We start from the raw sequence: 21,932 nt of genomic DNA on the forward strand, positions 1-21,932 counted from the left end.
GCCGGTGGCCGTTCATCTATGCGGGCCCCATCCCAACGCCGGAGCAAACCCCCGGATCAGGTCGAACCCGTACACCACTTCCCTGGACGTAACCCCGAGCGGGCGACCTGCCAGTATGCGTCCACGTCGCCGGGCGTTCCAGCCCACCCTGCTTCCCTGAGGCGCATCCGGATCTCCTCTTCGATACTGGCCAGCCAGTCCGACAAGGTCACCACCCCCGTCAGGACAACAGCCGCGCCCGGCGTCATCCGCCCCGGCGGAACCGCCGTCACCCCCAGCACTCTGCGCATCTCGTCGAAGTGGATCCGCCGCTGCTCCTCCCACGTCCCGCCGCCCAACCCCGGGTGACGCGCCACAGGACACCGCGCGTCCTTGTCGCGGAGCACCGGATGGAACCGGCCACCGTGCCCGCCGAGCAGCTGGGCCACCGCATGGCTGAGCCGGGACTGCGGACGCCGGCCAGACGACGGATAGCCGATCTCCTTGAAAATCCCCACCAGCCACCAGTGCGCCGCCGCCTCGTGCGACTGCCCATCCCGCGCAGCGCCGGCACCGAACCCGTACCCCACCTCACCGCCCAGCCGCCGAGCCAGCAGCTCCCCCGCCCCGTCCTTCGGGCCACCCCGGTGCATCTGGAACGGCACACTGATCTTCCCGATGTCATGCAGCCCCGCCCAGAACGCCGCGAGCGCCCGCGCCTGCCCCTGCGGTACCTGCAACGCCGCCGCCACCATGCACCGCTGGTGCGGGGTCAGCAGTTCGTCCCAGACCACCTCAGCAACAGCCGCCGTATCCAGCAAGTGACAGATCAAAGGATGCGTACGGTCCACACCGCGGGCATCCTTGCCCAGCCGGGCAGCCTTGCCCCACAGACGGGAATCCAGGGACACGCTCCTCCTTGCCACGAGTTGAGTGCAGATGCGCTTCAAAGAAGGCGGCAGAAGAAGCCTGCGTCGTGCCACGCCTCCTCGCCAGCCGCGTCCCTTTTCCGTCCCGCCGGAGGGGAAATTCGGGCAACGCCGGTACACCAACGGGCTGTCACCGTAGAGTACTTACAGCTGCACGCCTCCCTGCGAGGTACGCGGAATCGCATTGGCTCTCCAGACGACGGCACACCGAGATGAACGCATGACCCTCTCGAGGGACGTGGCGCAACCTCGGCTCTGTCTGTGCCTGGAGAAACAGTGTTCCGGTTCCTGCAGAAGTTCGTCCTGCGACGCAAGGTCCTCCTCGAGGTCTTGCGCGTGGTAGCCAGCACGGTCATCCGTGTCCTGACAAACGAACTCGTCAGCTGGCTCTTCTGAGCCAACGGTGACGGACCCTAAAAGGGGTCCGTCACCACTTACACCACGCCGACGCCCTGCTGGCCGGCCGCCCTCACACCCCGCAATTGTCCCCGCGTGAGAAGCGGCGTTTCGTTGCCCACCTCGTCGGAGACCATCCCCGAGACACCGCAGAACCCGCTGTCTCTGCCACAGTTCCTTGAAACGTGAAGAGCGTAGTCATGGCCCCGCACCCGCGGGGGCCGATGCCAGCTGCCGCCCCACATCCACAAGACAGTCACATCCTCCCCGCACCTGCGGGGGTGACCCGGTAAAGCCGGCCTCCTCGATATCCGCCTTGAGGAGCTCCCCGCCGACGCGGGGGTAGTTCCGAGTTCGCCAGCGCCTCCCTCAACGAATGCTGGCCACCCGGGGCCGGGAACCCGGCCGTCCCCGCACCCGCAGGGGTAGTTCCCAAGACCGCGCCGCCCACCCACCCAGTCGTCCCTGCGCATCCGCGGGGGTGTTCCAAAGCCCGAGCAGTCGGCGGCGTGGCTCGGCGAGTGTTCCCCGCCGACGCGGGGGTGTTCCGGTCTGCCCGCGCCACCACTCGGCCGCCTTCTCGTCTTCCCCGCCGACGCGGGGGTGTTCCGCTCCCGGGCGCCGGACGGATCCCGGGCGGCCCGTTTCCCCCGCCGACGCGGGGGTGTTCCGGCTGCCCGGCTCGACCGACCGGTCCGCGTCAAGTCCTCCCCGCCGACGTGGGGGTGTTCCGCCCCGGGCGGTGGTGATCCCGCCGAGGTCGGCGTCTTCCCGCCGACGCGGGGGTGTTCCGTTCCCCAGCCAGCCGGCCCGGGTGATGCGCGGGTCTTCCCCGCCGACGCGGAGGTGTTCCGCGGACGGGGGGCGACCGGCACGGGCGTGATGCCGTCTTCCCCGCTGACGCGGGGGTGTTCCGCCTCTGACGCCCGATCTGGGCCTGGGCGCCTGTCCTCCCCGCCGACGCGGGGGTGTTCCGGCGGCGTACGAACACGCCAACTTGGGCAAGTCGTCTTCCTCGCCGACGCGGGGGTGTTCCGATGATGTTGCGCACCATGCCGTCGAACGTCTGGTCTTCCCCGCCACCGCGGGGGTGTTCCGCTCGGCTACCGCACCCGCCTCATCGCGCTCAAGTTTTCCCCGCCGACGCGGGGGTGTTCCGCCCTGATGCGCGTCGAGTTCACCCGCCCCGTCGTCCTCCCCGCCGACGCGGGGATGTTCCGTCGTCCACCCACTGATCCGGCCTGTCGTAGCGGTCTTCCCCGCCGACGCGGGGGTGTTCCGTCGGCGCCGTAGAGACTGCCCCAGCTCCTCTTGTCTTCCCCGGCGACGGGGGGGGTGATCCGTGTACTGTCCTTGATCTCAGGCGCGGGGCCTGGTCTTCCCCGCCGACGCGGGGGTGTTCCACAGTGCAGGAGCATCGAGCCGACAACCTTCGTGTCTTCCCCGCCGACACGGGGGTGTTCCGAACGGCGTGTACATCATCGCCGTGTCGTAGTCGTCGTCCCCGCCGTCGCGGGGGGTGTTCCGATCCTGATCCGGCGCATTCGGCAGGCCCAGGGGTCTTCCCCGCCGACGCGGAGGTGGTCCGCCTGCACCACGTGCTTCCCCAGCCTGCGCGCCGTGCTCCCCGCCGACGCGGGGGTGGTTCGGCGGCGTACGAGGCCCGCTACGCCCGGGTCGCGTGCTCCCCGCCGACGCGGGGGTGGTCCGGCCGAGTTGGCGACGCTGCTGCGGTTCCTGGAGTGCTCCCCGCCGACGCGGGGGTGTTCCGAAGCCCCGGGCCGGTCGGCACGGGGCACTCGGGTCTTCCCCGCCGAAAACGCGGGGGTGTCCCGACTGAGAGCTTCACGCAGGACAAGCGCAATTGGTCGTCCCCGCCGACGCGGGGGTGTTCCGGACCAGACCACGTGAGGGTCCGCCTCACCCCGGTCTTCCCTGCCGACGCGGAGGTGTTCCGTGGCCGCGGAGTTCGGCGACGAGCCGCTCCTGGTCTTCCCCGCCGACGCGGGGGTGTTCCGCTTCTGGGCTACGCCATGAACCAGGAGTCGGTGTCTTCCCCGCCGACGCGGGCGTGGTCCGGTGGTCGAGACAACCGAGTGGGCGACGGTCGCGTGCTCCCCGCCAACGCGGGGGTAGTTCGGTCCAGGAGGCGTCAGGGCGTACGGTCTCGTCGTGCTCCCCGCCGACGCGGGGGTGGTCCGACACCGTTCGCCTTTGCGTCCGCGTTGTAGACGTCTTCCCCGCCGACGCGGGGGTGGTCCGGTCGGCGAAGGCTGGCAGGTGCCGGTCGTCGAGTGCTCCCTGCCGACGCGAGGGCGATCCGGTGAAGCCGGCCTCTTCGATGTCCGCCTTGAGGCGCTCCCCGCCAACGCGGGGGTGGTCCGTACACCTGGGCGGAGGCCGACATCCAGGAGATGTGCTCCTCGCCAACGCGGAGGTGGTTCGGTTCCGGGGGCGTGGCTGGTCGACCTGTCCAGGTGTCCCCGCCAACGCGGGCGAACGTGCTCCCCGCCCTCGCGGGGTGGTCCGTAGTCGCCCTGGTAGGCGGGGGTGGCGGTCTCGCGCTCCCCACCGACGCGGGGGTGATCCGTAGACGTGCAGGTTCGACAGGGCGTACTCCAAGTGCTCCCCGCCGACGCAGGGGTGATTCGTTGGCCGGGTCGATCGGCGAAGTGCACAAGGCGGACTCCCCGCTGGCGCGGGGATGGTTCACTTCTCGACGGTGCGCGTCACATCGGGCCCCGGTCCCCCCGCCGACGCGGGGGTGCTTCGATCGGGGCGAACGGCCCGTGCTCCCGGAGCTGGTGCTCCCCGCCGACGCGGGGGTGGTCCGCGAACGTTCCGAGCCCGGACAGGAGCCACACCGTGCTCCCCGCCCACGCGGGGGTGGTCCGCTCGGCGCCGAAATCGACGTCCTCCAGATCGAGTGCTCCCCGCCGACGCGGGGGTGTTCCGCTCATGTACTGCGATCCGCCGTACTGGGAAACGTCCTCCCCGCCAACGCGGGGGTGTTCCGCAGGTCCTCGGCCCGCTGGACGGCTGGAAGCTCGTCTTCCCCGCCGACGCGGGGGTGTTCCGCCCAGCCCCACGGCGAGTAAGGCGCGCTTGGCCTCTTCCCCTCCGACGCGGGGGTGTTCCGGCGAGGAGCTTGGGCTCGGCGTTGTCGACGTCGTCTCCCCCGCCTACGCGGGGGTGTTCCGTACGCGATCCCGATCGGTGCGGACGGGCAGATGCCTTCCCCGCCGACGCGGGGGTGTTCCGACCAGGTCGCACATCGCGTCGTAGGTTCCGGCGTCCTCCCCGCCGACGCGGGGTGTTCCGCCCCATCAGGAGCGGATCCTCTTCCTCGGCGGGCCCGCCGACGCGGGGGTGTTCCGTTCCCCAGCCGGCTGGCCCGGGTGATGCGCGGGTCTTCCCCGCCGACGCGGGGGTGTTCCGTACCGCGCCCGTCAGGCCGCGTTGTACGGCATGTCCTCCCCGCCGACGCGGGGGTGTTCCGTGGGATTGGCACGGCTCATCAAGAGCCCGGAGGTCCTCCCCGCCGACGCGGGGGTGCTCCGCCCTTCACGAACCGGTCCACGGCGTTCGGGGCGTCTTTCCCGCCGACGCGGGGGTGTTCCGGCGAGCTTGTGCCCGCCGCGGAGGTCGGGATGGTCCTCCCCGCCGACGCGGGGGTGTTCCATTGGCGAGGCCCTGCAGCGCCTGCCGCTTGAACGTCCTCGCCGCCGACGCGAGGGTAGTCCGAAGGCGAAGCTCACGGCGGACATCGCCGACGGGTGTTCCCCGCCAACGCGGGGGTGGTTCGGAAGGGGCGCCCTCAAGGTCGGGGAAGCGGGAGTGCTCCCCGCCGACGCGGGGGTGGTCCGGGGGCGAAGATCTTGGTGAGCGGCCCCGGTGCGTGCTCCCCGCCGACGCGGGGGTGGTCCGCTGACAAGAGGGGACTGCGTGCTGCACTATGTGTGCTCCCCGCCGACGCGGGGGTGGTCCGCACAGCGCCTTGATGTGCGCCGATTTCCCCGAGTGCTCCCCGCCGACGCGGGGGTGGTCCGCCCACCTTCAACTACGTGGGCCTGTACGACGGGTGCTCCCCGCCGACGCGGGGGTGGTCCGATATTCCGCAGACTTCCGTTCATGATCGCTCCGTGCTCCCCGCCGACGCGGGGGTGGTCCGGAGGGGCCGTTCTCCGGGCGCGGCTACACCACGTGCTCCCCGCCGACGCGGGGGTGGTCCGCCACAGGGCGAGCAGCCGTCCTCCCTGGGTGTGTGCTCCCCGCCGACGCGGGGGGGGTCCGGCGCCCTCCACCAACTCCGTCGCCCTCGGTCCGTGCCCCCCGCCGACGCGGGGGTGGTCCGTCCGGTGCCGACCACGCACCCGCGCCCTCGTCGTGCTCCCCGCCGACGCGGGGGTGTTCCGACGGCGTCCTGGACCCGGCGGTGTGGTCGCAGGTCCTCTCCGCCGACGCGGGGGTGTTCCGGCCGTGGAGGACTTCCTGGTCCTCCCCGTCACGTCCTCCCCGCCGACGCGGGGGTGTTCCGCCCGACGAGGTGTACGACCTGCTGTGGATGCCGTCCTCCCCGCCGACGCGGGGGTGTTCCGCTGACCTCGACGATCGGACGCACCATGCGCTAGTCCTCCCCGCCGACGCGGGGACGTTCCGTGGTCGACGCACAGGGCCGCAGGCTCCACGCCGTCCTCCCCGCCAACGCGGGGGTGTTCCGAGCGAGGGCGACCCGTACCCGCAGAAGTGGACGTCTTCTCCGCCGACGCGGGGGTGTTCCGCGGATCGACGCCCGATCCTTCGAGGACGCCCGCGCCCTCGCGTGTCCTCCCCGCCGACACGGGGGGTCCGGCGCGCCACTTCATGTCGGAGAACGTGGAGCCGTCTTCCCCGCCGACGCGGGGGTGTTCCGCCGGTCCAGACCTTCACGTTCTTGGCCTTGAGGTCTTCCCCGCCGACGCGGGGGTGTTCCCATCGACGGGGCCCCGATCCAGTACCCGATGAAGTCTTCCCCGCCGATGCGGGGGTGTTCCGTTGTCGCCGTCCAGGACGACGAACCAGAACGCGTCTTCCCCGCTGACGCGGGGGTGTTCCGGACACCCGGAAGCTCGTGTTCGACATCGCCCAGTCCTCCCCGCCGACGCGGGGGTGTTCCGAGCACGGGTTCATCAACACCCCGATCGTGGACGTCCTCCCCGCCGACGCGGGGGTGTTCCGGGCATGGGGCTCCTCCTCCAGGCCCTGATGGGGTCCTCCCCGCCGACGCGGGCGTGTTCCGGGCATGGGGCTCCTCCTCCAGGCCCTGATGGGGTCCTCCCCGCCGACGCGGGGGTGGTCCGCACTTGACCCTGTCGATCTCGATCTCGAACAGGTGCTCCCTGCCGACGCGGGGGTGATCCGGTGAAGCCGGCCTCTTCGATGTCCGCCTTGAGGCGCTCCCCGCCAACGCGGGGGTGGTCCGTACACCTGGGCGGAGGCCGACATCCAGGAGATGTGCTCCTCGCCAACGCGGAGGTGGTTCGGTTCCGGGGGCGTGGCTGGTCGACCTGTCCAGGTGTCCCCGCCGACGCGGGCGAACGTGCTCCCCGCCGACGCGGGGGTGGTCCGCTGAAGTCCGGCATCCCGCTCGGCAAGCTCGCGTGCTCCCCGCCGACGCGGGGGTGGTCCGTCCCTCGGTGACCTCTTCGTTGAGTCCGGCTCGTGCTCCCCGCCGACGCGGGGGTGATTCGCTCGGCAAGCGCAAGGTCACCGAAGAGCCGGCGTACTCCCCGCCGGCCCGGGGGTGGTTCGGCCCAACTGTGCAGGCCGCCGACCGCTAGGCGGTGCTCCCCTCCGACGCGGGGGTGGTCCGGTGGCCATCCGCTGGTTGAAGGCGCCGGCCGAGTGCCCCCGCCAACGCGGCGGTGGTTCGGCCATAGCTGCACTCGACCAGGGGAATCCCGTGCTCCCCGCCGACGCAGGGGTGATTCGCCGTACGGGGGCAGGCAGCCCGAACCGGAGCCGTGCTCCCGCCGAAGCAGGGGCGATTCGGCCATCTACGACGAGCTGCATGGCTTGGGCGAGTGGTCCCCGCCGACGCGGGGTGGTTCGCCGACGCGAAGATGATCCGCCTCCGGGATTGATGTCGTGGCTGAACTCCTGGTGTTCCCGGCCGACGCGAGGGTGGTTCGGCATCGTGGGCCCCATGCCGGAGCGCAGCCGGTGCTCCCCGCCGACGCGGGGGGCGGTTCGTCTCTTGGGCCGGGGCGGTTCCCGCAATCCGGGTGCTCCCCACCGACGCGACGGTGGTCCGACTTCAGAGTCGGGGTCAGGGTTGTAGCGAACGTACTCCCCGCCGACGCGGGGGTGGTCCGTTCTCGACCTCCGGGGCCGGGCTGACCATTCAGTGCTCCCCGCCGACGCGGGGGTGGTCCGCTGGACAGCCAGGAGCTGATGGAGCAGTACGGGTGCTCCCCGCCGACGCGGGGGTGAACCGAAGAGGGTCGACTTGCCAGACCATGTCAGAGCGTGCTCCCCGTTGATGCGGGGGTGAACCGTAGATCCAGTGTCCACTGGGTGCCGCCGACCTCGTGCTCCCCGGCGACGAGGGAGTGGTCCGTAGTGTCACGAGGCCAGCACGCGAAACGTCACGTGCTTCCCGCCCACGTGGGGGTCCGCTACTCGCGGCCTGGCTGTGGCACGAACACACGGGTGCTCCACGCAGCTGTGGGGGTGATCCGATGGTTCCTGCTCACCGAGCACCCGTCCCTCAAGTGCTCGACGCCGACGCGGGGTGGTCCGTAGCGATCTCGATCACTGCGGACGGTCAGATGTGCTCCCCGCCGACGCGGGGGTGGTCCGTGCGCGGGGCTCGACTCGATGATCGTGCGGGCGTGCTCCCCGCCGACGCGGGGGTGGTTCGTCGATGATGCTCGTTTCCAGGATGTGGTGGGCGCGCTCCGCGCCGACGCGGGCGTGGTTCGTCCGGCATCCAGGAGCGCCCTCGCCCACAACCTGCTGGCCGCCCTGGGCAGACCCCCGCTCGGGCCGAGGCCGGCGGCTTCGTCTTCCACAGCACCAAGGCGCGGTTCGGGTTCGCCTCACCGGCCGGGTCTTCGGATAATCCGCAGGTGCGCGGGATCACGCAGTTCCTGCCGGGAGAGGTCGCCCGCGAACTGTTCGCCGCCCGGGAGGCCGGGGCGGGCGAACAGCAGATGGTGATCCTCGCCCGGGCGCTGGGGCACCCTATGGACGAGGGCCTTCGCCACCGCCGTCGCCGAGGCTGGGCACACGGTCACCGCCACGCTCACGTACGGCGTCGATGCCACCGCCCACCGCGCCGCCGCCCAGGCCGGACACACCACCCTCGCCGTCCTGCCACGCGGCCTGGACCGCGCCCACGCGCACGACCACGCCCAGCTGCTGAGCTCCATCCCCACCAGCGGCGGCGCGGTGGTCAGCCTGTTCCCGCCCGGCACCCCAACCAGCGGACCAACCCTGCGGGCCAGCGCAGCCCTGCTCGGCCCAGGTCGCCGAGCTGGAGGAACGGCTCGGGACGAGGCACTGGCCGAGCTCACGGCGTTCAAGACCCTCGCCATCTCCCGACTCACGGCCCAGCACGAGGAGATCGAGCGTCTGAGGGAACAGGCCGCCGCGGTCGGCAACGTCCGCCGCCTGCACGCCGCCCGCAGCGGCACGGCCCCGTACGGGTCGGCACCAAAGTCGAGGCCCCGCCTTACCGCCCCCGGGCCTCGGTGAGTGCCGCCGCGAGCACGTCCAGGTCCCCGGTGTAGACGATCACTTCTTCGTCGTCGGTCGGGGGGTCGAAGCGGGCGAAGAAGTCGTTAAGGGCTTCGGGGGAGACAGTCAGCGCGTTGGCGTCCTCGCGCTGGTTGCGTTCGGCCAGGCGCCGCAGGAGCTCTTCGCGGTCGGCGGGGAGGTAGACCACTACGGGCAGGCCGCCCGCATCGCGGGCGGCCTGCCGCCAGACATTGCGGTCGCTGCGCCGCCACAGGCCGTGGTCCAGGACGACGTCGTTCCCGGCTTCGATCTCCTTAATAAACCGTTCCCGGATCGCTTCGACCACGGGCCGTTCGCGCTCGAAGTAGGTGTGCTCGGGGTAGTCCACGCCGTACCGGCCGTGGAGTCGGTGGACCTCCTCGTCCACGGACAGCCGGATGTAGCCGCGGTCGGCCAGGGCCTGGGCGACGGTGGTCTTCCCGGAGCCGGTGAGGCCGGCCAGGAGCACGGCGAGAGGCACGTTGGTCATCCTTCCGCGACTTGGTGTCCGCGAGCGCGGGTGCTGCCTGTCAATCCTGGCCGCTGCGGGCGTGAGGACGCCAGGTGATGAAGATGTTGCGGGCCTCGGAGGACCAGCCGAAAGGTATCTGATCCAGGCTGGCCCGGCGGAAGGCGAAGCGCGGATCGCTGGTGTTGATCACGCCGCCGTGCTGGCCGACGTGGGTCAGCAGGCGGTTGGCCTCGTCCCGGACGGCCGGGGTGTGTTCCTGCCAGGTGCCGGAGGTGAAGTGCTGCACCCGGCGGCGCAGGTCGTCCAGAACACCCGAGCGCCACTTGAAATGATGAACCGCGCAGATGCGGTCAGCGTTCGGCCGGTGGCCGGGGGAACGGTGATTGCCGGACGAGACGGTGACGTCGTGGCGAGCCAGGACGATCTTTCTCGGGTCGCCGTGCAGGAGCCGGTGGGTGAGGTGGCCGCCGAGAGGATAGGCCAGGTCGAGGCCGCCTTCGGGCCTCCAACCGGTCAGGCGTCCGCTGGCAGCGACGCGGTCGAGCATCAGCCCGCCCACCACCCGGTGTCCAGTCTTCTCGGCCTGGGTGATCACCTCGTTAAGCGGGGCGGGGTACTGCTGGAACTCGTCAGCGTCGGCCAGCAGGTGCCAGCCGGGACCGGCCTGGCGCCGCAGCGCGTCGCGGAGCCGGGTGTTGGTGTGCTCGTGCCACGGGCCGGTGCTGGCGCCAGTGGGGATGATGCCGAGTTCGCGGCAGGCGGCCTGGAGCTCGTGCCGCTGGGTGTCGGGGACGTGATCGGGAAAGTGGAAGACGATCAGGAAACGCTCGACGCCGAGCCACCGGTAGTGGCGCACCCAGGTGGCCAGCAGCGAAGGCTCAATGGGACCGATGACGGCGATCAGGGCGGGAGGCGTCCTCAGCATCGGAACTCCTTGGTCGTGAGCGAAGTGAAGGTTCGGGTGAGGAAATCGGCCTGCTCTTCGGCCGTCCGCATCCCGACCAGTCCGGGTGCCTCGGGTCCGGGCGGTTTGGGAGGCTGGCGGATGACGGCGTGCAGGGCAGCGGCGAGATTGTCCGGGTCGCCGGTGGTGAAGGTCAGGGCCCAGGGCTGGCCGTGCAAGCGGCCGGTGAGGACGGGGTCGTGGTCGGAGACGATGAGGGGGACGCCGAGGCGGGCTGCGTCCATCACGAGCCCGGATTCCTTACCGACTGCGGGCCGGCGGGCGACCAGGGCTGCGTCGGCGGCGCCGTAGACCAGGCGCAGCACGTTCTCTGCGACGGGACCCGGCACGGTGTGCAGGCGGAGGGTGGGCAGGGCCCGCCACCGCGCGAGTACGGCTTCGTCGAGCGGATCGCCCGCGACCACCAGGTGCAGTGGCTCCGTCAGCCGGGGCAGGGCGGCGTCGATGACGTCGATGTCCTTATAAGACCACCAGCCGCCCACCAGACACACTGCGGCTTGGGCGCAGGGGATGCCGAACGCCGTGCGGCCGCCGCCGCGTTCAGCGTCGGTCAGACGGCGGCCGTCGTCGACCGAGAAGGCTCGCACCACGGCGGGCAGGTGAGGGAAGGCCGCGGCGAGCTGAGAGCCGACTGCCTGGGTCGGATATATCGCGATCACCCGTTGCTCGCCCCGGCGGGCAAGCCGGCTAAGCAGCCGCACGACGGCGTCCTCCGTGGTCACAGTCTCGTGGACGAAGCGAAGGTGCGGCTGGCCGCCGAGGAGGGCGGCGGCCCCGTGCAGGGCCTCGCTCGCGGTGAGGATCACCACCGCGTCGGCGTCGGGCTCCAGTTGGCGGGCGGACCGCAACGCGGCTGCCTCCGTCAAACAGCGGGCGATCAGTGTGATCTGGTGCGGCAGCCGCCGCAGGGGGCGGGGCCAGCGGCGCGAACGCAAGACCCGCTGCCCGGCGGCCGACAGCCCGGCTGCGAGCCGGGAGGCGGCCAGCAGCACGGGCGCCCGTCTCCCGGCCGGCGCGGTCACCAGCCGGGCTCCCGCCTCACGCAGGCCCGCCACGGCGTCGCGGTCGATTCCGTGTGGGGCGATGACCAGGCTGTCGGGCCGGGCCTGGGCGAGGGCCACCAGCGTGCGCTGGTGGTGCCCGCCCAGGCGGTTCGCGTACGGCTCGATGAGCACGAGTAGGCCGGTCACCCCGAGACCACCTGTTCCCTGTGGGCGGCGATGAACCTCTCCCGCAGCCAGGTGGGATTGTTGAGGTGATCGAACTGCTGCGGGTCGCGTGCGGTCTGGCGGGCGAAGGTGACGCCCTCCCTGGCCCCGGCTGCGGCGTAGGCGGCGAACTCTCCGCTGCGGCTGAGCGTCCATGCCTCGACGCGCTGGTGGGCGTCGTCGTCGGCCATGCCGTACTCGCTGCCGCGCGAAAGCATCGCGCACTCGCGGAAACCGGCCTTCCAGGCGTGGAACGGGCTCTGGTTGAACCGCGTGATCCCGGCGATCTCCTGGGCGAACTCGATGCGTCCTGGCAGGGCGGCCAGCACGTCCACGGCCTCGCCCATTTCGCGCAGGGCGCTGCGACAGATCAGTTTCAGCCCGCCGTAGCCGTAGGTCAGGCCGTTGACCGGGTTGGCCGCTCGCCACACCCGCATGGAGACGCCCTCCTCCAGTGGCTCGACGGCGGCCACGTCGAAGTCGGCGTCGATGGCGAAGTCGCCGTCGGCGAGGAAGAACTGCTCGCGCTCGACGACCTCGGCACACAACCGGTAGGCCCGGCGCATCCCGTGCACACCGTGCAGGCGCTTGACCGTGCCGCCCAGCGTCCGTTGAAGCCGGGCGTGCAGGGAGTTGGCCATCGGCTCGTCATACGAGAGGAAGACGGCGTCGAAGCTGGTCACGAGATGGCCTCCAGGTAGCGGGCGGCGACCAGGCCGGGAGTGAAGTCGGCGGTGGAGGCGTGGGCCCGCTTGGCGTGAACGGCGTGGAACTCGTCGTCGGTGGCCAGGCGCTCGGCCAGGACGACGGCTTCGGCCGGGGTGGTGAAGCACAGCTCGGGGTCGATGTGCTCGGCCAGCCAGCCCAGACGCGGGGCGATGACCGGCAGGCCCATGCCCTGGCAGTCGATCACGCTCATCGACCAGGGGCAGCCCGGCCGGAAGGGCGCAATGCCGAAGCGGGCGCCAGCCAGCAGGTTCTTGTAGCGGACGCGGTCACCGCGGTCGGAGACAACCTGGACGTGCGGTAGCGCGGCGAGCTGATTCCGCATCTTCTCAGGGCTGTCGTCCAGGCCCTTGCGTTCCGCTCGGCGCTGGCCGAACAGGTCCATGACCCGAAGACGTACCGTGCCAGAGGTGACCAGGTCGCGGGCGAGGTCCACGAATTGCCCGGTGCCGTAGTGCGCGTAGAGCCGGTGGTTGTAGATGCCGATTGCCGTGCCGGAGGCGAACTGAGTGGTGGCTGGGTCGCGGACCAGACGCTCGTCACGCGGGGCGGGCACCACCCGCAGCCTCTCCCCGAGGTCCACAGTCATCCGGGCGGCGGCGGCCGACACCCAGGAGGCAGCCGTGGCGGAGTGGACCATCACGCGGTCGCAGGTGGCAAGGCCGGCGGCGAACGCCAGCAGCGCCGGCCGCCCGAGCCCCGCGTCGTTCAGGGAGGGGTCGAGCATAAGCTGGCCGCCGCCGTCGAAGGAGAACGGCAGGTAGTGGCAGTACCCGGCCAGCAGCGCATTCGATCCGGACTCCAGCAGGGCCGCGCGGATCGCCGGGGCCTGTTCGATCTGGTTGGCCACCACCACATCCGGCTTCTCGGCCCGGATCAGCGCCACCAGCTCGTCGATGTCCGCCGAAAACCGGGCCCGGTACTTCGTGCCCGGCACCTTGGTCTGGTGGAAGCCGCAGCGGGCATCCCCGGCCGCAGCCGGGGCCGCGACGCTCACCTCGGCCCCGGCGTCGGCCAGGGCCGGGGCCAGCAGGTCCGCGAAGATATACCCCGAATCCGCTGACAGCCGGTCGGGGTTGGAGATGTTCAGCAGGTACAGCACGCGCATGATGCGTCGCCTCCCTCATCCGCCCGGGGATCGGTCCGGGCCGCTGAGGGAAGGAAAACGGCGACGCAGGCCGTGACGGGATGATGAACTGGGCTCACTCACGGTTCATTCATGCTCACCAACAAGTGACGCGGGGCGGGGGCTTCGATGGGCGCGCAGGGCGAGGAGATCACCGTTGAGCAGGCGGCCGAGGATTTCGCGGCCGAGTTCGCACGGTGGCGGGAAGTACGCGGTATGTCCAAGCGGTCATTAGCGCTGGCCATGGGCTTCGACCCGTCGTACGTCAGCCACATGGAGTCCGGTCGGCATAAGCCCAGCGAGGAGTTCGCCCGGCTTGCCGAAGAGACGTTGCACGCCGGGAAGGCAATCTGGCGGCGCTGGTGTGACTACGAGCATGCCCGCATGAGGTCCCGGCGCCCACCTTCCGCCCCGCCGGCCCCGCGCAGGCCCGAGCAGCCGTACGCCACCGGCTCTGCCCTTGTCGTTGAACACGATGCTGCCCGGCTCCAGTACGACGGCCGCTCCTACCGGCTCACCATGCGGCGGCTACTGCGGAACACCGGCGAGGAGCCCGTGACCCGCTACCTGATCCGCATCTCCGTCGACCGCTACCCCGGCGACCCGGAGCAGTCCAACGCGCACTACCGGGCACATCCGCTGACCTGGGGCGAACTCGACCTCATGGCCACCTGCCGGGGCGAGACGATGCGGTGGCAGGCCAAGCACGACCGCGACGCGTTCAAGGAAGTCTGGCTGCTGTTCGACAACGAACACGGCCGCTTCCCGCTCTACCCCGGCGAGTCCGTGTGGATCGAGTACGCCTATACCGTCGGCGACGACAAATGGGGCAACTGGTTCCAGCGGGCCGTACGCCTGCCCACCGAACAACTCGAGGTTCAGCTCGCCTTCCCCGCCGCCCTCGACCCCGTCGTATGGGGCACCGAAACCTCTATGACCGCCGAAGCCTCCCCGCTTCGAACCCCGCCCGTCCGCAGCAACGACGGTGAACTGCGGCAATTCACATGGATCACGACCACACCCGCCCTCCACGCTCGGTACCGTCTTGAATGGAGGTTCCGGGCCCGGCCCGAACACAACACGGAACAAGGGGACTTCAGGTGATTGAGGTGCGGCCCAGCCAGCAGATGCGGGACATCGGAGTCGTCCAACGCGGCGCCGGCATTCTTGCCGAACCGGCCCGCGCCTTCACCTTGCCCGCCGAGCGTGACAAGGCCGAGCGCATCACCGATGAGCTGTTCGCCGCCATGGAACGGATCGGCCAGGTCCACCCCTTCGCTAAAGGCATGGGCCTTGCCGCCCCGCAAATCGGCATCGGCCAGTCTGCCGCCGTCGTCCAGCCGCCCGGCGAGGCCCCGGCGATCATCCTGCTCAACCCGCGGATCACCGACCGCTGCGACGAAATGGACGAGCAGTACGAGGGCTGCCTCAGCTTCTTTGACGTCCGCGGACTCGTCCCCCGCCCCTTGAAGATCACCGTCGAGACCACGGCCCTGACCGGCGATACGGTGACGACGGTGTACGCGCGCGGCCTCGCCCGCCTCATCCACCACGAGATCGACCACCTCAACGGCCTGCTGTACACCGCCCACATGAGGAAGGGCGTTGCCCCGATCCCTGTGGAGGAATACCGCCAGACCGGCCAGGCTTGGGCCTACGAGTAGATCACACATGTGACCTGCGTGTATCACGTATAGGCAGTAATCACCGGTTTCAGTGGCTCTGTGTAACCGCAGCCGGTGATCATTGACCGGGACGCCTCCGCCGTCCCCCTCGCTTCTCCGAGGGCTCCTGCGCAGATACATCGCCCAGGCTGGCTACGACGACCTTCTGGCTTCCTGCCTCTAGGTCCATCCCCTGCCCCTCGACGCCCTCTACACCGCGATGCTGGCGGTGATCCCTTCCCCGGCACTGCTCAGTCGGCCTGGACGATCCTCTCGGGCTTCGGCGTGCGAGACATGAGCGCAGCAACGACGCCCCTCGGGTCCTCGCCACGGTGGATGATGTCGACCACCGCCGCGGTGATCGGCAGCTCGACGGCATGCCGCTCGCCGAGCGCGCTAATGGCCTTGCTGGAGGCGACGCCCTCGGCGGTCTGCGTGGTCGCCTTCCTCGCTTCCTCCACTGTGAGGCCCTGGCCGAGCCGGTAGCCGAAGCTGTGGTTCCTCGATAGCGTCGACGAGCAGGTGGCCACCAGGTCGCCCATGCCGGCCAGCCCGGAGAAGGTCATCGGGTCCGCGCCCATGGCGACACCGAGCCGGGTCGCCTCGGCGAGGCCGCGGGTCACCAAGGCAGCCTTGGCGTTGTCGCCGAGGCCCATGCCGTCTGTGACGCCGACGGCCAAGGCGATGACGTTCTTCACGGCTCCGCCGAGTTCGCAACCAACGACGTCGGTGTTCGTGTACGGCCGGAAGTACGGGGTGCGGCAGGCCGCTTGGACGCGTGCGGCTGTGGTCGCGTCGGCGCAGGCGACGACGCTCGCGGCCGGCTGGCGCTGGACGATCTCGCGGGCGAGGTTCGGGCCGGACAGCACAATGATCCGGTCAGGGCCCGCGTCGGTGGTATCCGCGATTACCTCGCTCATCAGCCGGTTGGTGCCCAGCTCCACACCCTTCATCAGCGACACGAACAATGCGTCGGGCTCCCACAGGCCCCGCCACTCCGCCAAAAGCGACCGCGCGTACTGGGCAGAGACCGCCAGGACGACGATGTCCGCCCCACGTGCTGCCTCGGCCGGGTCGGCAGTTGCCCGCACACGGTCGGGGAGCTGTACGCCCGGCAGGTAGTCGCGGTTCTCGCCGGTGGCGTTGATCGCGTCGACCAGATCGGGGCGGCGGCCCCACAGCGTCACCTGGCGTCCGGCGTCAGCGAGGATGAGGGAGAACGCGGTCCCCCACGATCCGGCTCCGTAGACAGCGACACGACTGGTCATGCGGGGGCACTCCTTCGAGCGGGGGCGGGGTGTTGTCCGGGCGCCTCAATGTAACGACCAGCGCCTGCCGGTTTTCGAGCTTCGAGTCGCGCATCCGCGCCTCGAAGAGCATGGTGTCGGCCTGTTCGTCGCCGAGTTCCCTGCGTAACTCGTTCTCGTGCTGGCTCCACAGCTCGTACAGGCGGCGTCACATCCTGGGCTCGTGGGTTCGCTCGTGACCGGCCTCCAGGACCAGACCGGCGCGGGTGGCGTCCTCGGGCCACGACGGCGGCCGTGCCGTCCGCATGGGGCTGGAGGTCAGGACTGCGCGCGCTCCGGGCTTGAGGACGCGCCGGATCTTCCCCAGCACCGTCGGCCGGTCGACCCGCCTTCCGAGGGCATCGACGCAGACAAGGCCGTGGGCGTACGCGCCTGGGCGTAGAGGTTGCGGACGATCGAGCTGGATGCTCGCGCCGAGTGCACGGCGTCGTACACCCTGTCGTACGCCTCATCGGTCTCGGTCAGGGCTGCGTCAGGCACGGCAGCCTCCAGGGCGAGGATGGACCGGATGATCCGCATCTCCAGGCCAGGACTGACGACCTTTACAGCCGCGACCGCCTCCGCGTCGTGGAAGGTGAAGACGACTGGCTCGTAGCCGGTGACGCCAGCCACACTGGCGGCGATGGTGGGCAGGTGCACGTCGAGATCGTCGTGCTCGGGTTCGCCGTTGTGGGTCAGGGTGTTCCAGTCGCCGGTCGGCAGGTCAGCGATCAGCGGCCGGGGCGGACTGGCGGCGAACGCGCCCTCATGGGAGTCAAGGTCATCGCGGGTTCCGGCGATGCACGTCAGCCGGGACTGCGCGGCCTCGGTGAGCGCCCACGACAGCGCTATCGCCGGGTCGAAGTGGCAGCCGGACCCGGCGAAGACGATCGGGTAGTCCACGGACCAGATGTTGGCGGCGCACACGGGCACGTTATGGGCGTTGTCCACCCATGCCATCTCCAGCCACATTCGTCATCACCCTGTCCGGGGAAAGACGGACCTGTGGCCGGAGTCATCGCGATGAACGCCGCTCGTGAGGCTGATGTCGCCGATCGCGACTGGACCGCCATGCAAGCCTGGGCCCCATGGATTGGCCCTCGGTCACCGTCGACGGGGTCCGCTGGCCGAGTGCCAGCGAACTCGCCGCCCAGCACAGCGCGGCCCTCGGCGTTCCGCCCGAGCGGCACATCGAGGTCCGGCGCAGCTGTGAAGTCGACGGTGACCGGCTGCCGTTCGACCTGTTGACCTCCTTTCGGAGCGGGGTGACTGGCCCTGGCTCGGCCGGGCCCGCACCTGCACCGGCCCTTGGAAGACGAAAGATGGTGTACCAGGCGTTCACCCCCCAGGTCCGCGCGCTCAGGAAGGAGACGGACGGCCCGCTGATGTTCGCGAACAGCAGAGCCCTACGGCTTCGCAGAACCGGCCATCGCTGTTTTCCGCGCGGCAGCCGTGCGTGCTCCTTCAGGAGCCGCAGGGCCAGGAGTTGCCGTAGGCGTCGGGCAGGAGCGGGGGCGGGGTGCCTGCAGCGGCGGCCGCAGCCTGTGCACGGCGGCGCTGTTCCTGGACGAAGTCGCGGCAGGTGCGGTCGGTGTGGCCGGCAACGCGATGACCGGACCGGGTGCCGCAGGTGACGCAGGTGGGTTCAGGGTGGATGCGCTGGAACACGGCCTGCGCGGTGAGAACTCCAGCGCCGGTCACAGCGGCCACCACGACGGCAGCAACTAGGGTCATCAGGACTCGTTTCTTGGTGGGGTTGTGGGTGGGTGCAGCTGCGCGGCGTGCGTCCGCCCTTGGGGCCGTTTGGTTCATGAGCGGTGGCTGAGCGGGGGGAGCAGGTCGTCGCCGGGCCATAGCGCCTGCTCGGCCACCAGTGGCGTCAGGAACTTGTCGATCTCGGCGAGTATGGTGCCGCGGTCATCCGGCTCGTACGCGGTGAGGCGGCTGGTGTCGCCGACGTGGGCGCGGACCACCTGACTGTGCGGGCCGGCGCACAGCAAAGCGCGCGCGATCAGCGGCAGTCCCAGGCTCAGGGCGTCGCAAGCGTGATCGCGGATGAGCCGCAGCAGGTCCTCGGTGATGCCCTCCCAGTCGCCGACCTCCGGCCAGCGGGCGCCTGCGTCGAGTTCGTGGGTGAGGGTGGACAGCGGCACGATCTCGCCGGGCCGGCGGCCTCGGGTGAGGAGGTCGTGGATGCGGGCGCCGTCGGGCTGCCGTACGCGGGCGTGCAGCAGGGAGGCTGCGGCCACGACGGTGGTGTTGACCTCCCGGGCGGCGTCCGGGTAGTAGGGCTCGTGCGCGAACAAGAGGTAGACGTCCGGGGTAAGAGCCGGGGCGCTTTCGTGCGCAGACATGGCGAGGGTTCCCTTCTGCAGTGGTGGGTTCGGTGCGTGATCAACTGACCGATGGGTCGTCGGCCGGGGCCAGGCCGGTGGCGGGCTCAAGGGGCCGGGAGGGGTCAAAGGCCTGGTGCACGTCGGCTGTGCCGTCCTGTGCGGTGCGCTTGAGGATTGCCGTGACCTGGTGCGCCAGTTGGAGCATCAGCCGCTCGAGGGTGATGAGCTTTTCAGCGGCCGCGCGCATGTCCTTCGTCTGGAGCAGGTCGGCGGCGTCCCACAGCAGGCCCTGGCCGACTTCGGCGGAGCGGCGCAGTTCGTAGCGCTCGCTGCGCTCAGCGGGCTGGACCAGGCCGGTGTGCAGGGTGGTCAGGCGCTGCAGGTAGCGGCAGGCATGGACGCCGTCGACCCTGCGGACGTGTTCGTCGGCCCAGACGTCGAGCCGACCTGGCAGATGCTCGGCGAGGAGAGGCGCGAGCAGCATCGCCGGAAGTGCGATGCTGAGGGGGACGCCGTGGCGTAGGGCGAACAGAGCGGCGATCACGCTGATGAGCGCGATGCCGGCGAGGGAAAGGCGCAGGGACACGGAGACGGTGTCGCAAGCGAAGTGCCGGGCGGGGCGCCGGGTCGTCCAGCGCAGCGCCAGGCGCTGCGTGCGGGTTGAGGCCGGGGTGAGCACCCCGATCTGGTGGGGGATTGTGGGTGGGCTGCCGTCGCCGGGGACGGTCCAGGCGAGCCATCCCCACCGGGTGCGTTCGTGGACGGGGACGGGCTCGCAGGCGGCCGAGCAGGTGCGGTCGCGGAGGTGACCGGTCCGCAGGGCGCGGGAGCGTTCCTTCTCCCACCGGCCAGGATCACGGGGGAAAGGGCGCTCGTGGTGCGCAGGCGGAGGCTGCGGGGTGTGGAGGCTGTCCGTCATGAGGTGCTTCCTTCCAGGTGGTCGATGAGTGTGGAGGCGCACGTGGTGCAGCGGCCGTCGCCGTCGGGGTGGGCGCGGCGGGGAGTCGGTCCTGGGCAGGTGTGGCATGGCGGCCAGCCGAGGCAGGTCGGGCACAGGTCCTCGCCGGGGGCGGTTCCGGGTGCGCCGCAGCCGGCGCATTCGGCGAGGGCCCGGTAGGTCAGGGCCTCGCTCACCGTGCGCGCCGCGGAGGAGGTGGTTGACCGCGGTGGCGGGTCCTCCCACGCGGGCGTGTCGTGGCGGTCGGCCACCGTGGCAGGCGCGGGGTAGGCCTGGGCGGCGCGGAGCCGGGCGGCGATGATCGCGCCGACGGTGGTGCGGACCGGACTCGGCAGAGGACGGTCGCTGATGACGTGCTGAAGCTGCTCGCGCGTCCAGCCGGCATCCAGCATTGCGGTGACGGTGCGCCCCTGCTCGGCGAGGACCTGGTCGGTCAGCAACAGCTCGGGGCGCTGTGCTCCGATCGCCAGCAACAGGCGGACTCCTGGCTCGAGGTCCGCCGGCGCCGTCCGTGGGACCGGCGGCACTTCGCCGCGTGCTCGCGCAGCGCGGGCGCGGGGAGGGAGGGGTCTGGTGTTCTGCTTGTTGGTCTTCTTTCTGTTGGTGTTCTTAGTGGGCCGATCAGCCAACGTAGGGTTATCCACTGGTGGAAAACCCGACTCTGGTTGTGACCTGCTCCTTTGCAGGGCGGGTAGGTCGGTGATGAAGTACGCGGCCGCGCCAAGGGTTCCGTCCTCGCCGCGCTCGCGTTCCCGGACGAGGAAGCCGTGCTTCTGCAGTTCCTTCAGCCCACTTTTGACGGCTGCCTCACCGTCACGGCCGCGGCGGGCGAGGTCGGCAACCGTCATCCGCCAGCCCTCCCGGTGCGTGGAGAGCAGTCCGAACAGTCCCTTGGCCTTGTAGGACAACTCGGGTGTGCGGAACAGGCCGTTGGCGATCTGGGTGAACTGATCGGCCGCCATCACGCCCCGACGGATCCCTGCCCCGAACACGCCGGCGTGCCTGGCCTGCGGGGCCGCGATCACCACGTCGGCTTCGATCAGTGCGATGTCCAGGGTGGCCGGGCGGTCGGTGATGCAGTAGGCGATCTCGCCGAGGGTGCCGTCCGGGCGGCGCAGGCGTTCACGGATCAGGTAGCCGTGCTCCTCGAGCTCCTGCAGGCCGGTGCGTACCGCTTCCCGTCCGTCCGGCCCTGAGCGGACGAGGTCGGCGACCGTCACCTGCCAGCCGCCTGTGTGCGTACTGACGTATCCGAAGATCCCCTTCGCCTTGAACGACAACTGGGAGTCGCGGAACAGCGCGTTGGCAACCTGGGTGAACTGATCGGCCGCCATCACTCCACGGCGGATCCCCGCCCCGATGCGGCTCACCGCCGTGCCCCCGCCGCGGGACGCGCACGGGGGCCACGGCGGCGCATCCGGCTCGCCGAGGTGGGGCGGCCGGTGGTCCTGGGCGTGGCAGCGTGCGTGTGCTCCATGCCGTCAGCTCACTCGCCGACCCCGACCAGGCCGACGGCCACCAGCCCCGACCATCGGTCACGATCCGGCAACGCTGCCGTTCAGCTGCCGTGGTCGGGCTCATGGTCGGGGCGACCACGCGCCTTCGGCTGCGGCCTGTGCGCGGTGCGCCGCCCGATTGCGCAGCGCCGGGCGGGCGGTTGCACAGCGAGGCTGCGCAACCAGTCGAGGGTCGTGCGCAATCGAGTGAGCTGCCGTGGTCGGGCTCATGGTCGGGGCGACCACGCGCCTTCGTCTGCGGTCTGTGTGGGGTGCGCGGCCCGATTGCGCAGCGCCGGGCGGGAGGTTGCGCAGTGAGGCTGCGCAACCGGTCGTGGGTCGTGCGCAGTCGGGTGGTGCTGAGCGGTTGTGCAGTCCGCCCGAGGCTTCCTGATCTTTTGATGCGCAGGTTCGGGTGCCGCATTGCGCAGGCCTCGCCGCGGCCCTTGGCGGCGTCTGTCTGCGCAGTGGTGTGCGGGTGCGGTGGTCGTGCGGCAGGAAGGCCTCACCGCCGCGGTCCTCGGCCGCGGGCTTGTGGCGGCCAGGATGCGCCGGTTACAACTCGCGGCTGATCCGTGGTCGGGTCTGTGGTCGGGCCGACCAGGCCGCGACCATGAACTTCGTGTCCCCATCG

At 70.7% G+C, this 21,932-nt stretch carries 17 protein-coding genes and 1 pseudogene; 4 read left to right on the plus strand and 14 right to left on the minus strand.

All coding sequences use genetic code 11. The annotated features are described in order from the left end of the window. Positions 1 to 56: 56 nt before the first annotated feature. Both ACWD1Z_RS32805 and ACWD1Z_RS32810 read right to left on the minus strand, forming a co-directional pair. Complete coding sequence (locus ACWD1Z_RS32805; protein ID WP_451123786.1) at positions 57 to 890, minus strand: CRISPR-associated endonuclease Cas3''; 834 nt, start codon at positions 888 to 890, stop codon at positions 57 to 59. A 3,143-nt stretch (positions 891 to 4,033) separates the two neighbouring features. Beyond that, complete coding sequence (locus ACWD1Z_RS32810; protein ID WP_451123788.1) at positions 4,034 to 4,264, minus strand: hypothetical protein; 231 nt, start codon at positions 4,262 to 4,264, stop codon at positions 4,034 to 4,036. 2,150 nt (positions 4,265 to 6,414) lie between these two features. Here ACWD1Z_RS32810 and ACWD1Z_RS32815 point away from each other — a divergent pair. Then, positions 6,415 to 6,549, plus strand: a complete 135-nt coding sequence (locus ACWD1Z_RS32815; protein ID WP_451123790.1) for a hypothetical protein — start codon at positions 6,415 to 6,417, stop codon at positions 6,547 to 6,549. A 1,834-nt stretch (positions 6,550 to 8,383) separates the two neighbouring features. Here the strand turns inward: ACWD1Z_RS32815 and ACWD1Z_RS32820 are convergent. Next, positions 8,384 to 8,611, minus strand: a complete 228-nt coding sequence (locus ACWD1Z_RS32820; protein ID WP_451123792.1) for a hypothetical protein — start codon at positions 8,609 to 8,611, stop codon at positions 8,384 to 8,386. Between ACWD1Z_RS32820 and ACWD1Z_RS32825 the strand changes: the two are divergent. Beyond that, positions 8,580 to 9,041, plus strand: a pseudogene (locus ACWD1Z_RS32825) (DNA-processing protein DprA); the annotation flags it as partial. The gene ACWD1Z_RS32820 and the pseudogene ACWD1Z_RS32825 overlap by 32 nt on opposite strands. Here ACWD1Z_RS32825 and ACWD1Z_RS32830 read toward each other — a convergent pair. Genes ACWD1Z_RS32830 through ACWD1Z_RS32850 form a run of 5 tightly spaced genes read right to left on the minus strand, consistent with a single transcriptional unit; the run spans position 9,019 to position 13,540 of the window. Then, positions 9,019 to 9,552, minus strand: a complete 534-nt coding sequence (locus tag ACWD1Z_RS32830; RefSeq protein WP_451123794.1) for an AAA family ATPase — start codon at positions 9,550 to 9,552, stop codon at positions 9,019 to 9,021. The pseudogene ACWD1Z_RS32825 and the gene ACWD1Z_RS32830 overlap by 23 nt on opposite strands. 40 nt (positions 9,553 to 9,592) lie before the next feature. Then, positions 9,593 to 10,459, minus strand: coding sequence for a glycosyltransferase family 2 protein (locus tag ACWD1Z_RS32835; protein WP_451123796.1), 867 nt, complete (start codon positions 10,457 to 10,459; stop codon positions 9,593 to 9,595). Beyond that, positions 10,453 to 11,688 carry a hypothetical protein gene (locus ACWD1Z_RS32840; protein WP_451123798.1) on the minus strand — a complete coding sequence of 412 codons (1,236 nt, stop codon included), beginning with the start codon at positions 11,686 to 11,688 and terminating at the stop codon, positions 10,453 to 10,455. Before ACWD1Z_RS32840 ends, ACWD1Z_RS32835 begins: the two co-directional genes overlap by 7 nt. Continuing rightward, positions 11,685 to 12,389 (minus strand): hypothetical protein, encoded by a 705-nt coding sequence (locus ACWD1Z_RS32845; protein ID WP_451123800.1) that lies wholly within the window; start codon positions 12,387 to 12,389, stop codon positions 11,685 to 11,687. The genes ACWD1Z_RS32840 and ACWD1Z_RS32845 overlap by 4 nt, the downstream gene beginning before the upstream one ends. Next, on the minus strand, positions 12,386 to 13,540 hold the full coding sequence (locus ACWD1Z_RS32850; protein ID WP_451123802.1) for a glycosyltransferase: 1,155 nt from the start codon (positions 13,538 to 13,540) through the stop codon (positions 12,386 to 12,388). The genes ACWD1Z_RS32845 and ACWD1Z_RS32850 overlap by 4 nt, the downstream gene beginning before the upstream one ends. Before the next feature lie 147 nt (positions 13,541 to 13,687). On the opposite strand from ACWD1Z_RS32850, the gene ACWD1Z_RS32855 reads away from it, so the two are divergent. Together ACWD1Z_RS32855 and ACWD1Z_RS32860 are read left to right on the plus strand one after the other, a co-directional pair. After that, positions 13,688 to 14,662, plus strand: coding sequence for a helix-turn-helix domain-containing protein (locus tag ACWD1Z_RS32855; RefSeq protein WP_451123804.1), 975 nt, complete (start codon positions 13,688 to 13,690; stop codon positions 14,660 to 14,662). After that, entirely contained in the window at positions 14,659 to 15,222 is a 564-nt protein-coding gene (locus tag ACWD1Z_RS32860; protein ID WP_451123806.1) for a peptide deformylase, read from the plus strand. The genes ACWD1Z_RS32855 and ACWD1Z_RS32860 overlap by 4 nt, the downstream gene beginning before the upstream one ends. Before the next feature lie 251 nt (positions 15,223 to 15,473). Here the strand turns inward: ACWD1Z_RS32860 and ACWD1Z_RS32865 are convergent, their stop codons facing one another. The 6 genes from ACWD1Z_RS32865 to ACWD1Z_RS32890 form a co-directional block, all read right to left on the minus strand. Beyond that, complete coding sequence (locus ACWD1Z_RS32865) at positions 15,474 to 16,490, minus strand: NAD(P)H-dependent glycerol-3-phosphate dehydrogenase (RefSeq protein WP_451123808.1); 1,017 nt, start codon at positions 16,488 to 16,490, stop codon at positions 15,474 to 15,476. A gap of 297 nt (positions 16,491 to 16,787) precedes the next feature. Further along, entirely contained in the window at positions 16,788 to 17,459 is a 672-nt protein-coding gene (locus ACWD1Z_RS32870; protein WP_451123810.1) for a YcaO-like family protein, read from the minus strand. 513 nt (positions 17,460 to 17,972) lie between these two features. Beyond that, positions 17,973 to 18,242, minus strand: coding sequence for a hypothetical protein (locus tag ACWD1Z_RS32875; protein ID WP_451123812.1), 270 nt, complete (start codon positions 18,240 to 18,242; stop codon positions 17,973 to 17,975). A gap of 74 nt (positions 18,243 to 18,316) precedes the next feature. Beyond that, positions 18,317 to 18,862: a hypothetical protein gene (locus ACWD1Z_RS32880; protein WP_451123814.1), complete on the minus strand. Its 546-nt coding sequence runs from the start codon at positions 18,860 to 18,862 to the stop codon at positions 18,317 to 18,319. A gap of 40 nt (positions 18,863 to 18,902) precedes the next feature. Beyond that, the gene (locus tag ACWD1Z_RS32885; protein ID WP_451123816.1) at positions 18,903 to 19,763 is read right to left on the minus strand and encodes a hypothetical protein; all 861 of its coding nucleotides are present in this window, start codon (positions 19,761 to 19,763) and stop codon (positions 18,903 to 18,905) included. Next, the gene (locus ACWD1Z_RS32890) at positions 19,760 to 21,136 is read right to left on the minus strand and encodes a hypothetical protein (protein ID WP_451123818.1); all 1,377 of its coding nucleotides are present in this window, start codon (positions 21,134 to 21,136) and stop codon (positions 19,760 to 19,762) included. The genes ACWD1Z_RS32885 and ACWD1Z_RS32890 overlap by 4 nt, the downstream gene beginning before the upstream one ends. Positions 21,137 to 21,932: the final 796 nt, after the last annotated feature.

This window comes from Streptomyces sp. NPDC002784 (assembly GCF_053592135.1).